Origin of the sequence: Ochrobactrum vermis, from assembly GCF_002975205.1 — a bacterium.
GTDB classification, from domain to species: domain Bacteria; phylum Pseudomonadota; class Alphaproteobacteria; order Rhizobiales; family Rhizobiaceae; genus Brucella; species Brucella vermis.
On sequence record NZ_PCOC01000001.1, the window covers coordinates 1828282 to 1841455 of the forward strand.

Consider the following 13174-nt stretch of genomic DNA (forward strand, 5'->3'; position numbering starts at 1 on the left):
TGCTCTGGTCAGGCCGGAAGCGTCCGGCCGACCGACCGATAATCGAGCCCGGTGCCTGCAATGTCTTCTGCCTTGTAGACATTGCGCAGATCAATCAGCACATTTCCGGCCATGACACCTGCCACGCGTTTCAGATCAAGCGCACGATAAGCGTTCCATTCCGTCAGCAGGGCGACGACGCCCGCTCCCTTTGCCGCTTCGTAAGCCGAATTGCACCAGACGACATCGGGAAGCACCGCCCTGGCAGCGTCCATGGCTTCCGGATCATGCGCCTGAACCTTGATCCCGGCCTTCTGAATGGCCGCGATAATATCGAGCGCCGGTGACTCGCGAATATCATCCGTGTTCGGTTTGAAGGCAACGCCGAGAACGGCAACGGTATCCGCACCGTTCTCCTTGGCAGCAGCCACGATCCGTTCAGCCATCGACTGTTTGCGCACCTCATTGACCGCAATGACTTGCTCAATCAGCGATTGCGGTGCCGCATATTTTTTGCCGGTCGCAGCGAAGGCACGCGTATCCTTCGGAAAGCACGATCCGCCAAAGCCCGGACCCGCATGGAGGAATTTCGAGCCGATGCGATTGTCCATGCCGATGGCGCGCGCCACTTCCTGCACGTTGCCGCCGGTCTTTTCGCAAAGATCGGCCACTTCGTTGATGAAAGTCACCTTCATGGCCAGAAAGGCATTGGCCGCATATTTGATGATTTCCGCGTTTTCCAGCGATGTGACGACCATTGGCGTCTCGCGCAGATAGAGCGGACGATAAAGGCGCTGCATTGCCGTCTTGCCGCTCTCATCCTCGACGCCAACGACCACACGGTCAGGTCGCATGAAGTCTTCAATAGCCGAACCTTCCCGCAGGAATTCCGGATTGGACACCATAGAGAACGGCACACCTGGACGAGCAGCCTTGATACGGTCGCGGATGCGCGCATTGGTGCCGACCACCACCGTCGACTTGATAACGACCACGGCGCCGGGCTTCATGGCGGCTGCAATTTCATCTGCAGCCGCTTCGATATATTGCAGGTCCGCCTCGCCGTCGCCGCGACGGGACGGCGTGCCGACCGCGATGAAGATGACGTCGGCATCGGCGACGCTTGCTGGAAGATCGGTACTGAACTCCAGCCGGCCATCGCGAATATTGCGGGTCATCAGTTCATCGAGCCCCGGCTCGAAAATCGTGACCTTCCCGGCTGTCAGCCGCTCGATGATCGACGGGTTCTTGTCGACGCAGGTAACGTGAAAGCCGAATTCGGCAAAACACACACCCGAAACCAGCCCCACATAGCCCGTTCCGATCATCGCCAGCTTCATAGGTTCAGTCCTTCAGTTTGCCTTCGTGAGAGCCTGTCGAAACTCCAGTTTCGGTTCGCCGACAATGGTCGCTTTGGAGCCCCGGAGCATAATGTACTTAAAGTTACATAAGCACCGGAAGCGCAAAACAACGCCATTTGCAGGCAACCAGAGCCGAAATATCGGTAGGTTCACAGCCATTTGTCGTAGTCGGATACCAGAAGATGCAGCGGCTTCTCGTTTTCTTCGATATTCGAAAAGCGGCCGATCGGCTCGCGGAAAATATTATCGGTCAGGTCATCGTTGACGGTGGAAACCTCGCCGATCAACACATCGCCGCCCTCGCCCCAGAAGGCATGCCAGTTGCCAGGCAGCAACGTCACGCTTTCACCCGGCTGAAGCTTCAGATGAGCGCCAGCCTTCTGCGTCACAAGACGTCCATCCGTTGCAACTGTCACGTCAGTTTCTTCATCCACACTGCCGTCTGGCAGTGAGTTGAACAGTTCCAGCACCAGCGTGCCGCCGCCGCGATTGATGATGTCCTCGGCTTTCACCACATGGCGATGCATCGGCGAAAGCTGGTTCTTGCGCGAAATCATGATCTTTTCGGCATAAAGCATTCCGCCCCCGCGCTTGAGGTCCTCGGCATTGCCGTTGCGCGTGGTGAAGAGGAACAGGCCGAGATCAGCGAACTTGCCCTGCCCGTAATCCGTAATATCCCAGCCGAGACGTGCATCGCGAATGGCGTGCGCATCTGAAGAGGTCCGCGCCTTGAGTTCGTCGGGCGACCAGTAAGCGAAAGGCGGCATAACGTAGCCGAAAGAACGGATGAATGCGTCGCTTTCGCGGATGATTTCGTTGATTTCAGAACGTTTCATGGCCACCGAGCCTCCCATGGTATGAAACAGATTGGGATAGGTTGACGTGGTAACTGGCTTTTAAACCAATTTGCAATCCCGGAAACGCTCCGAGGGCGGTTGTAACACACATTTGCAACGATCTGGTCACGCCGCAAAAGCGACATTTTGGCGTGTCGTCTTTACGCGAAAACCATGTCGCATCCCAATGCGCGTTTAGAATAGTTCAGTGATTGAATCAGCATAACGGAAGCCAGTTCACAGACCTCGGGAGATGTGGGCAAGCTATTGAGATAACGGGACAAGCCGTGCTTCCGGAAGACAAAAGGAACACCGGATCGAGCCTTAGTCGCTGGGAGAACAGCAAAGGGCAGATCCAAGATGGAAAGCAAGGGTTCGAGGCTATGGACGTTCGCAACGAAATGCTGGGGCTGTTGACCGGGCGCGACCCCAATTTCAGCCTGGAGCAGAAATTCTACACCGATCCAGAATATCACAAGCTGGATCTGGAGAATATTTTCTACAAGGACTGGCTGTTTGTCGGTCACGATTGCGAATTGCCGAAAACCGGTTCCTACATGACCGTGCAGATCGGCGCGTATCCCGTCGTCATCGTTCGCGATGCGCAGGGTGGCATTCGTGCTTTCCACAATTCCTGCCGTCATCGCGGCTCGCGCATTTGCGCCGCTGAAAAGGGAACCGCTGCAAAGCTCGTCTGCCCTTATCACCAGTGGACCTACGAACTGGACGGACGCCTGCTCTTTGCACGTCAGGTTGGCCCGGACTTCAAACCTGCCGAATATGGCCTGAAGCCGGTTCATTGCGAAACCGTCGCCGGCTATATCTATGTCTGCGTCGCTGACGAAGCACCCGATTTCGGTGCCTTCCGCAATCTCGTTGAGCCTTATCTCGCGCCGCACAATATCAAGGACGCAAAGGTCGCTTTCGAAAGCTCCATCATCGAGAAGGGCAACTGGAAGCTCGTCTGGGAAAACAACCGCGAGTGCTATCACTGCGCCGCGAACCATCCCGAACTCTGCCGCACCTACCCGGAAGCTCCGTCTGCAACCGGCGTGCAAGGTGTGATGGAAGACCCCGAGATCAACCAGCTCTGGAAGAATTGCAACAGCGTCGGTCTGCCTGCGGAATTCAACATGTCGGAAGACGGTCGTTATCGCATCACCCGCATTCCGCTTCTGCGCGATGCTGTGAGCTATACCATGTCAGGCAAGGCGGCTGTCAAGAAAGCCTTGAGCGATCAGGTGGCTGGCAATACGAATATCGGCGCAATGCTGCTGTTCAACTATCCATCGACGTGGAACCACCTGATGGCGGATCACGCAATTTCCTTCCGCGTGCTGCCGATCAGTGCGGAGGAAACGCTAGTCACCACCAAATGGCTCGTCCACAAGGATGCTGTTGAAGGCGTCGATTACGATCTCGACGAACTGACACATGTCTGGATTCAGACCAATGATCAGGATAGGCAGATCGTCGAAGAAAATGCGGTCGGCATTCGTTCACCCGCCTATCAGCCCGGCCCTTATTCGGTCGAGCATGAAGGCGGTGTGATGCAGTTCCTCGAATGGTACACCAACACCATTACACCGCGTCTGCGTGGCGAAACGGCAAAGCTCAGCCGCGTCGCCTGAAATCGTAATGCGAATCGAGAAGTGAGAAGGCCATGCAGCCTCTGAAATATCTGGACGAGATGCTGCCGTGGAACGACAGGTTGCAGATGCTGGAATGCATTTCGGCCATCGAAGAAGCGCCAGACGTGATGACCTTCTCCTTCAAGACCGCCGAGGACAACTGGTTCCGCTATACGCCGGGCCAGTTCGTCACACTCGAACTGCCGATTGAAAGGGCGGACGGTCTCGGCCCGGTGCTTCGGACCTATACGCTGTCCTCGACCCCTTCCCGTCCCTACCACGTCTCCGTCACGGTCAAGGCGCAAAAAGACAGCATCGGCACACGCTGGATGCTCGACAATCTGCGCCCGCCGATGAAGATCAAGGCTTATGGGCCAAACGGCGACTTCTCCCTCGCCAACCATCCGGGCGAAAAATATCTTTTCGTTTCCGCCGGTTCCGGCATCACGCCAATGGTCTCCATGACGCGCTGGCTTTTCGACTGCGCACCTGCAACCGACCTGGCTTTCATCAATTGCGCACGTAGCCCGGACGACATCATTTTCCGGCGCGAACTGGAACTGCTGGCCGGCCGCATGGAAGCAATGCATCTGGCCTTCATCGTCGAGCAGTCGTCGGCGCGCCATGTCTGGCTGGGCCTTCACGGACGCATCGACCGCGCCCGGCTTGAATTGCTTGCACCCGATTTCCTGCATCGCAAGGTTTTCTGCTGCGGACCGGAACCGTTCATGAACGGTGTGCGGGGCCTGCTGGAAGATGCCGGTTTCAACATGGCCAACTACCATCAGGAGAGCTTTCAACCAGCCAGCGAAATTTCATCGGTTCCGGTGCCTTCGTCGCTCTCCGAAACGCCAAGCATTCCCAGCGCTGCCCCGGCTCCGGCAGTTGCAGCCGCAAGCGTCGTCTTCAGCCTTTCCGGTGTGGAAGTCGAATGCACTGAAAACGACACGATCCTGCTTGCCGCACGCAATGGCGGCCTCAAGATTCCGAGCGCCTGCGAGTTTGGAATCTGCGGCACCTGCAAAGTGAAATGCCTCGGCGGCGAGACCGAGATGACCCACAATGGCGGCATTCGCGACGATGAAATCGCCGAGGGCTATATCCTCGCCTGTTGCAGCCGCCCCCGCGGTCGTGTGGAGATTGATGCTTAGAGCACATCGCGAAAAGTGTGAAACAGCTTTCGTGATGCGCGCTCTAAAATCAGGCCTTCTTGAGAAACTCGGTCCGCAGTACCAGCCCCTTGACCTGCTTGGTGCTGCAATCGACTTCGTCGGGATTTCCGGTGAGGCGAATCCCCTTGACCAGTGTTCCCCGCTTCAGGGTCGTGGATGTTCCCTTGACCTTCAGGTCTTTGATGAGCGTGACGGAATCGCCGTCATTCAGTTGAGTGCCATTGCTGTCGCGCACGATTACGTCGGTCATGACGGTTTCCTGTCTGGTTTTGGTTTGAGCCGTCCGTAGCACTCTTGCCGACGTTATACCAGAACACGGCTTACTGCTGGTCTCGCGAAACCTGTCTGGCTATAGTCAATAACGCAATGAGCAAAGCGGGAGCACTCCATGATCGGTCATGCACTTGTGGTAATCGACGTACAGAATGATTTCTGCCCCGGCGGTGCGCTGGCGGTTAATCGCGGTGACGAAATCATTCCCACCGTCAACCGGCTGATCGACGAAAGCGAGCACGTCATCCTCACACAGGACTGGCATCCAGCCAATCATTCAAGCTTCGCATCGACCCATTCCCACGCCAAGCCCTTCGACACGATCGAAATGGCCTATGGCCTGCAGACGCTCTGGCCCGACCATTGCGTTCAGGGCAGTCACGGCGCGGATTTCCACGCTGACCTGCAATGGATGCGGGCCCAGCTCGTCCTTCGCAAAGGCTTTCGCATCGGCATAGACAGCTATTCGGCATTCTTCGAAAACGACCGCAGCACACCGACCGGTCTTGGTGGGTATCTGCGCGAACGCAACATCGGCTCGCTCACGCTGGTGGGGCTGGCTACCGACTTCTGCGTAGCCTACTCGGCGCTTGACGCCATGGCCGAAGGCTTTCAGGTGCGCGTCCGTCTGGATGCATGTCGCGGGATCGATCTCAACGGCTCGATGGACATCATGCTGCAGAAGATGAAGCAGGCTGGCGTCGAACTGATCGACGAGCCTGCTTCGGCTTCGCACCTGTTATAGCATACTATTCCAGTTCGCCGTCCGGCAGCACGACAAAGATCAATACGGCAATGATTGTGATGAAGAACCGGAATGCGGATTCGATCCCGTTCCATGTTTGCGACATCCACATGCCGAACCATTCTCCGCCAACCGACATGAAGCCGACCTGCCAGACCAGAAAGCCGAGCGACAGACCGGCAATCGCCCATTTCTTGGAGCGGTTGAAACTGACCGCCCGGTCAGTCAGACGGCCAAGCATCGCAAACGCTCCTATCCAGCACAGGATTGCCGTCAGCGTTTCAGCCGCGATGATAAGCACATAGGCGGCATTGTGCAGCATCGGACTAGCGATGGCGCGATATTTGATCGTGGCATCGGGAAAGATAGTGTCCATCATCAGGACGTGCTGCACGAACCCGAAATTGGTGTCGTAATCGGTAATGTTACCGAACGAAACCAGCGTCGCGAAAAAGGCAATCGCCGCCACGAAGGCAGTTTTGCTCAACCGTGTTACGATCATGGAAACGTCTCTCCCCGAATTGGCCGCAGCGCACCGATCATGTCCCCTGAAAGCAATCTCGGCATGAAAGCGATGTCACTCGCATTCGATGATGGTCTTCAACTCCAGTGATTCGGTCAAGGCCAACAAAAAAGGGCAGCGAGAGGCTGCCCTTTTGATCCTGTGACACAAGGCGGCTTTAATGCCCTGTTGCCTCTTCTGCTTCTTCCTGCCAGTTCGGATTGAGCCGGTTGTAGCGCAGCGAAGACATGAACGAGAGGCCGATCAAAGCCGCACCGATAAGGCCAGTGATGACTTCCGGAATATGCACCAGCGTCTGGACATACATGATGACCGCAAGAACCAGGATCGCATAGAAAGCGCCATGTTCGAGATAGCGGTACTGGCCAAGCGTCTTGCGCTCGACAAGCATGATGGTGAGCGAACGCACATAAAATGCGCCGATACCGAGGCCGATCGCGATGATGAACAGGTTCGTGGTCAGCGCAAACGCGCCGATTACGCCATCGAAGGAAAAGCTGGCATCAAGCACTTCAAGATAGATGAAGGCGCCCAGACCACCGCGATGGACCATGTCCATCTGCTCCTGCGTCGCGTCCAGAACCTCACCCAATCCTTCAACGGCAAGGAAGGTCAGAAGACCGAACAGGGCTGCGATCAGGAATGTGTGCGAATGCTCGGCATCCAGCTGGTAGGAAAAGAAGATGATCAGGGCGATTGCGACGCCAATCTCGACACCCTGGACCGAAGCGAACCTCGACATGCGGCTTTCGATGGCTTTGATCCAGTGCACATCCTTCTCGACATCGAAGAAGTACTTCATACCGACCATCAGCAGGAATGTGCCGCCAAAGGCAGCGATGCCTGTATGCGAATCCGAGATCACGCGGGCATATTCATCCGGCTGCCAGATCGCAAGCTTCAGCGCCGAGATCGGATCGGTCCACATGGCAACCGCAACGATGGCCAGCGGAAAGATGATGCGCATGCCGAAAACAGCAATGATAATGCCCCAGGTCAGGAAGCGATGCTGCCATTCGGGCGTCATGTCGCGCAGGATGCGGGCATTCACGATAGCATTATCGAAAGAAAGCGAAATTTCGAGAACGCTCAAAACCGCACAAATGATGAAGACGGAGACCATTCCCCCAAAAGTGCCGGTCATTTCGTAACCGAGCCAAACGGCACCTGCGAGACCCAATACGGTAAAAACCATGGGCCAAATAAAATAACGAAGAGTGGCCATTTCAAACCATCGAATTATTATTGTTTATCAAACGGACAGGCACCGGCCACGGCAGCGCATGTTATCCGCGAAGCGAAAACCGCTTCTCGTTACGCGCTCTACCTGACCACTGCTCTTCCCGCCAAGGCGTAACGGCTATGTAAGTAGCTTGCCAGATGCAAACAAGAGAAAGCGTGGCAATAAATTGGCTAATTTGCGGATTTGATGTGCTGAAATATTTCGTTACTAATCCATGATACTAAAGTAGGACAGACCTGCGACCTCAAACACCTGTCCGTCCAGTAAAATCTTCCAGAACGCCTGATTTGTACGAATTGTCACGTGGCAAAAACTTTATCTCAACATAAATTCATAGTGAGGGCTGCATATCGCCATCGGTTGCTCCCGCTTCAGGAATGAGGAAATTCAACAGATGATTGCTCCGGAAGAGCTACAGCGTCGAATAGAGAAAAGACTTGCCGAGAGCAGTTTTTCACAGCCGGAGCTTCTGATCCGGCGCGCGCATCGCATGGCACAGGAAGGCAAGAATGGATCGGCCTCTGTCGCCGACGCGCTGCTCAAGGAAGCCGGTTCGCAAATCGGCCTGCATGAACTCTCCGAAATAATCGACCATAAGCCGTGGCTGCTCGAAATGATTATCAACGGCGCTGGAAAAAAGGGCGGCAATTCTGACCACCATTAGGAACAATTTCTGCAAAAACATGAAGTACCCACGCAGGAAAATCAGTCTGTCTGGATAATTTCTGATCCCGCTTTGATCAGATAAGATGCACCTCATACCGCGATACACTTCCAGAATTTGTCTTTCATACGTGATTGCAAGGGGAGAACTAGACGATGATAACTGGACCTCAATGCCGTGCCGCGAGGGCGCTCGTGGAATTCTCCCGCGAGCGTTTGGCGCAATTGTCCGGCATCGACGCACAGATAATCGAACGGTTTGAGCGCAAGCTGGGCCAGCCAACGGATGAGCAGATTTCGGGACTCGCGGACGCGCTGGAAAAAGCCGGGGCGCAATTCATTCCAGAAAATGGCGGCGGCGCCGGTGTACGTTTGAAATTCAACCGTTCGGAAACCAGACGTATTGCCAATCTGGAAAACGAGGGCGGCCCGACTGCTTCCGACGACGTTCCGTAGCCGGGAACCTGGTGAACCGTAAACGCCCCCATCCTGAAAGAGGATGAAACGGCTTTGTTGGGAATACTATGCTGGTTAAAAAGCGCCGGGCTGCTTCAATCAGACCGGCGCTCCGAGTTCTCAGTTCTCGATAAGGCTTACTTGGCAGTCAAGGCCGGCGGATCCAGCCGTGGCTGCATCTTGATCGTCACCAGATCCTTGGCTCCAAGATCATAATCTTTAAACGATACGCCGCGAAGGACCTGATCATCGTAGGTCTTGACGTAATAAGTCATGTTCTTCATGTCGGCGATGGCCGTCCACTGCGTGTATTCGAGTGGCGCACCCGGCTCCACGATCCAGCCTTTGGGAATATCAAAGTTGTTCGTGATGTGCTCGGCCAACCGTACACTTTGCGGGCCGCTTGGCACCTTCGCCGCAGACAGAACGAAACTCGTTGCACGCACGAACCTTGATGGAGGCGTCGTATCGCCAGGCACGCCCAGCATACCCGAGCCCTCCCCTAAAGGCTGGAAAGTAGCGCCATTGACTTTGAGCGGCTTGGTGTTTTCCGGCGACAGGTGAACATAATTACGCAAATTGGTCATATGCCAGTCGAAGGAGGGTGAATTCGTCATCACCCCGAGCGGATTATCATAAACCTTCAGCTTGCCATCCACCGGCTCGATGACGATCGATGCCCCCGTAGCGTCATGCAACGTATAGTGCACTGGCGGCGTGAAACCCATATTGGCCTGCTTGACATCAATGACGGCAACACTGGCCAGCGCATCCTTGACTTCAGCGACGGTTGAGAAATTGGTCAGAGCCCAGCTTAGAACATCCCACGGAGCAAGACTGTCTTCTGGCTTGGCCGTGGAAGGGTCCTGGAACTTGGCGAAATCCGGGAAATAGAGGATGCCGCCGGCAAGCCCTTTCTCGTTCATGCCGTCGGTGAGTGCCGGAATACCAAAGGCATTCATACCGATCACAGCGTATTTGCTCTTCCATTGCTTGCCGGGCTTTGCGTCGGCGGCAGTCGCCGTGAACGCATAGTTCCGCGGGACGACGATCATATCGGACTTGAGTTCGAACGCAAATTCCATTGTGCGCCCATAAACCATGCCACCATCACTCGTCGGGAGAACGAAGCTGGTGCAGGCGAAAGCCGCTTGAGGAACAACCAGGGCGGCAGCCATGAGCCCAGTTGCAACACCTCGTGCAAACATCCGGCGAGACGACTTCCAGATAGACTGTTTCGTTTTCATGATGACCTCGTTACTCCACGATTTGTCATTTCAAGTTTTGTCAAACTGACTTCCCCCGCCTCACCTCATTGAAGAAAAAGAGGCGCTGCTCCCGTTTCGAATAAATTATCGCTATCGATGAGAGTCAACACAACAAACCTTAGTATAAAGATCAAATTTCAGTTTATCTTGCGAGATGATTAACATATATATGGGGGTAAGTTTTTAATCCGATGTATTGCTGATTTTGCTAATACATATGATAGGGGGTTTTTCAGTGAGAAACAGAAGGTCGCATAACCAGAACGGGAATCTACTGAGAAAATATACCAGCAGTATTATATTAGCATCTTCTGTTTTATTAGCTGCATCAACGGCATCGCTCGCCGCGGATGCTGTGGCGCCACAACCAGAAATCCAGGATCAGCAGCGATGGCGTGTGATTTTCAGCCCTTATGTCTGGGGAGCGTCACTGAACGGCAGCGCCGGTCTGCTGGGTCGCAGCACTGATGTGAACGTCCCCTTCAGCGAGATTTTCGATAATCTCGACATGAGCTTCATGGGCAATGTCGATGTCGGCAACGGTACGGTCGGCTTTTTCATCGACGGGCAGTATGTCAAAACCAGCCAGGATGAAAATCTCCGCGACAACGAGCTTGCTCTCGACATCAAGACCACGACCCTGGCAGGTGGCGCTTACTATCGCATCTATGAACAGCAGCTCGAGGGAACGACACTTTTCGGAAACCAGCGTATTTTCGCAATCGAACCCACCATCGGCGTTCGCTGGACGAAGCTGGAAGCCGGCCTCGAAGTCGGCCGCTTCAGCGGGTCGCGCAAGGTCGAGTGGACCGATCCTTTCGTAGGTACGCGCGTCTTCTACGATATCAACGACCGGTGGAACATTTTCGCGGAAGCCGACATCGGCGGCTTCGGCGCAGGAACCAAGCTCAGCGCCAATGGCCAGATCTATCTCGGTTATCGCACGCTAGTTTTCGATGTGCCGACGACATTCCGCGTCGGTTATCGGGCACTTTATCAGGATTACAAGGACAACGATACGGTAGAGAAATTCAAGTATGACGTGACCCAGCATGGGCCTGTCATCGGTTTCTCCGTTACATTCTAGAGCGCGTTTCGATCTGATTGAATCAGATTGGCGCTCCAAGTATTTGCTTAAACGCGCATCCCGAGAATCGTTTCACACTTTTCGGGATGCGCTCTAATTCACGACAGTATGAATTCCAGTCGTTCGACCCGCCGCTAAACCGGCGGGTCTTTTGCTATCCAGCGTCACCTTTACCCCTTCTGGCGCGCACGAGACAAAGACCCGGAACAGTTTCAAGGATAGTAGAGAAACTGCAGCAGCTATCGACCAGAAAATCGATCGCTCTAAGTAAAATTCAACGACTTCTGCTAATAATGCGACCAAGAAGCTGTATATTTGAGCGCGTTTCGGTCCGATTGAATCAGATCGGGGCTCTGGCGCGTACCCCGAAAATTGTGAAACGTTTTTTGGAACAAAATACGCGTAAGATACTCTAAGTGGGGGATGCATGACTTATATCTTCGAGCTGCCTATTTATCTTTCTTTTGTGGCCTTCGTCGTACTGGGCATTGTATTTTATGCAGTCGGACGTTCCGCGCTGGACATGCTTTCCAAACATGCAACCAGCGATGCTCTGTCCATCCCGATCGGGGCCTTCATCAGTACTATTGCAACGGCCTGGGCTTTATCGCTGGGTTTTGTCGCAGCAGACATCTGGAGCGTCAATTCCCGTGCAGACCAGGCCACCAGCGAAGAGCGCTCTGCCATTTCCCGCCTGATCGGAACGTCCAGTACAGAGATATTGAACGCACCGAACCTCACCACCGCCCTGACCGGCTATCGTCTTGCCGTCATCGACGACGAATGGCGTGACAAGATCAACATCGAGCCGGCAGGCTCCGTCGAAACCGCGCTGCAGAATATCCGGCAGGAAATCATCAATCTGGCGCGCACAGACGTCCCGTCTCCGATTATCTCCCAGCTTATCAACGACTTCGATGCGCTGCAGGATGCACGCAATACCCGGCTGGCTGTCGGGTCGACCTCGATCGACTATTATAAATGGTATCTCGTACTATCCCTGACATTTCTCACGGCTATAACCATTGCAGCAACCCATGCCGATCGTGTGCGGGCAGGTGTAAAGGCGCTCGTCATTTATTCGCTCACAGCCTCTTTCTGCCTCTGGATTCTCGCAATCCATGCCAATCCCTATCAGGGACTGGAACGTCTTGAGCCGTCCCTGCTTTTCACCACCCATAAGCACGGCTAAGATATAGGGAGATTCGGTCTATTTTATCTTGCTGAAATTGCAGGGAAATCCGTCCAATCGAACGTGGAGCAGCGATTTGATAAAACTGCTGGGTGCTGGTGTTCTCATAGGCTTGGTGTTGCCGGTCGGGCTAGCGTCAGCGCAGACCTTTAGCGTCTGTCACGGCTATGAATGCCATTACCGGACCAAGGTTACGCTTACCGTGAAGGATCAGCAGCGCATCCGGAATCTTCTGCAAAGTGGCAGCCGCAGCGCAGATAGTGAACGGAAGGCATTGCGAACGGCAGTTGCTATCTTCGAACAGCGCGGCACCGCAGCTATCGGCGTTCGGGACAAGCCTCGAATGCAGTTCGGCAAGGCTCGCATAAAAGGCCAGATGGATTGCATCGATGAATCAACCAATACCGATAACTTCCTGCGCTATCTGCAGTCACGCGGCTGGCTGAAGCATCACACCGTTGCACGACGCACTTCGCGCGGCGCTTTCTTCGATGGTCGCTACCCGCACTGGACAGCGGTCATCGAGGACAGGCAGGGCCAGAAATGGGCCGTCGATTCCTGGTATGAGGCAGGCGGCGGACCGCCCGATATAATGCCGCTCCAGCAATGGAAGCAGCGCGGTTATATGGGCGAGCGTTAAAGACGTTTGACTGTCTTTCCGGTAACGATCACCGCCTTATATCGCTTGGCGAGAGCATTCATCCATTCACTATGAAAAGCGGGTATCCTGCCCGAGAGAATACAG

Annotated in this window: 14 protein-coding genes; 8 read left to right on the forward strand and 6 right to left on the reverse strand. The window is 54.7% G+C overall.

The window, feature by feature from the left end; all coding sequences use genetic code 11:
• Window positions 1–8: 8 nt before the first annotated feature.
• Complete coding sequence (locus tag CQZ93_RS09055; protein WP_105542273.1) at window positions 9–1319, reverse strand: UDP-glucose dehydrogenase family protein; 1311 nt, start codon at window positions 1317–1319, stop codon at window positions 9–11.
• 170 nt (window positions 1320–1489) lie between these two features.
• Window positions 1490–2176: a D-lyxose/D-mannose family sugar isomerase gene (locus CQZ93_RS09060; RefSeq protein WP_105542274.1), complete on the reverse strand. Its 687-nt coding sequence runs from the start codon at window positions 2174–2176 to the stop codon at window positions 1490–1492.
• Between the two features lie 383 nt (window positions 2177–2559).
• On the opposite strand from CQZ93_RS09060, the gene CQZ93_RS09065 reads away from it, so the two are divergent.
• Window positions 2560–3807: an aromatic ring-hydroxylating oxygenase subunit alpha gene (locus CQZ93_RS09065; RefSeq protein ID WP_105542275.1), complete on the forward strand. Its 1248-nt coding sequence runs from the start codon at window positions 2560–2562 to the stop codon at window positions 3805–3807.
• A 32-nt stretch (window positions 3808–3839) separates the two neighbouring features.
• Window positions 3840–4958, forward strand: a complete 1119-nt coding sequence (locus CQZ93_RS09070; protein ID WP_105542276.1) for an FAD-binding oxidoreductase — start codon at window positions 3840–3842, stop codon at window positions 4956–4958.
• Window positions 4959–5007: 49 nt separating this feature from the next.
• On the opposite strand, the gene CQZ93_RS09075 is transcribed toward CQZ93_RS09070, so the two are convergent.
• Window positions 5008–5229 (reverse strand): alkylphosphonate utilization protein, encoded by a 222-nt coding sequence (locus CQZ93_RS09075; RefSeq protein ID WP_010659694.1) that lies wholly within the window; start codon window positions 5227–5229, stop codon window positions 5008–5010.
• A gap of 138 nt (window positions 5230–5367) precedes the next feature.
• Here CQZ93_RS09075 and pncA point away from each other — a divergent pair, with 138 nt between their 5' ends.
• Window positions 5368–5997: a bifunctional nicotinamidase/pyrazinamidase gene (gene pncA / locus CQZ93_RS09080; protein ID WP_105542277.1), complete on the forward strand. Its 630-nt coding sequence runs from the start codon at window positions 5368–5370 to the stop codon at window positions 5995–5997.
• 4 nt (window positions 5998–6001) lie between these two features.
• Here pncA and CQZ93_RS09085 read toward each other — a convergent pair whose 3' ends face one another.
• Entirely contained in the window at window positions 6002–6499 is a 498-nt protein-coding gene (locus CQZ93_RS09085) for a DUF2165 family protein (protein ID WP_105542278.1), read from the reverse strand.
• 178 nt (window positions 6500–6677) lie between these two features.
• A complete protein-coding gene (locus CQZ93_RS09090; protein WP_105542279.1) occupies window positions 6678–7745 on the reverse strand; it encodes a DUF475 domain-containing protein in 1068 nt (355 codons plus the stop codon).
• A 412-nt stretch (window positions 7746–8157) separates the two neighbouring features.
• Between CQZ93_RS09090 and CQZ93_RS09095 the strand changes: the two genes are divergently transcribed.
• Both CQZ93_RS09095 and CQZ93_RS09100 read left to right on the forward strand, forming a co-directional pair.
• Window positions 8158–8427 (forward strand): hypothetical protein, encoded by a 270-nt coding sequence (locus CQZ93_RS09095; RefSeq protein ID WP_105542280.1) that lies wholly within the window; start codon window positions 8158–8160, stop codon window positions 8425–8427.
• A gap of 155 nt (window positions 8428–8582) precedes the next feature.
• Window positions 8583–8882: a helix-turn-helix domain-containing protein gene (locus tag CQZ93_RS09100; RefSeq protein WP_105542281.1), complete on the forward strand. Its 300-nt coding sequence runs from the start codon at window positions 8583–8585 to the stop codon at window positions 8880–8882.
• A 137-nt stretch (window positions 8883–9019) separates the two neighbouring features.
• Here the strand turns inward: CQZ93_RS09100 and CQZ93_RS09105 are convergent, their stop codons facing one another.
• Window positions 9020–10129, reverse strand: coding sequence for a linear amide C-N hydrolase (locus CQZ93_RS09105; protein WP_105542282.1), 1110 nt, complete (start codon window positions 10127–10129; stop codon window positions 9020–9022).
• A gap of 418 nt (window positions 10130–10547) precedes the next feature.
• Between CQZ93_RS09105 and CQZ93_RS09110 the strand changes: the two genes are divergently transcribed.
• The 3 genes from CQZ93_RS09110 (at window position 10548) to CQZ93_RS09120 (ending at window position 13069) form a co-directional block, all read left to right on the forward strand.
• Complete coding sequence (locus tag CQZ93_RS09110; RefSeq protein ID WP_422616094.1) at window positions 10548–11237, forward strand: hypothetical protein; 690 nt, start codon at window positions 10548–10550, stop codon at window positions 11235–11237.
• A gap of 427 nt (window positions 11238–11664) precedes the next feature.
• Complete coding sequence (locus CQZ93_RS09115) at window positions 11665–12429, forward strand: bestrophin-like domain (protein ID WP_105542283.1); 765 nt, start codon at window positions 11665–11667, stop codon at window positions 12427–12429.
• A gap of 79 nt (window positions 12430–12508) precedes the next feature.
• Window positions 12509–13069 (forward strand): hypothetical protein, encoded by a 561-nt coding sequence (locus CQZ93_RS09120; protein WP_105543245.1) that lies wholly within the window; start codon window positions 12509–12511, stop codon window positions 13067–13069.
• Window positions 13070–13174: the final 105 nt, after the last annotated feature.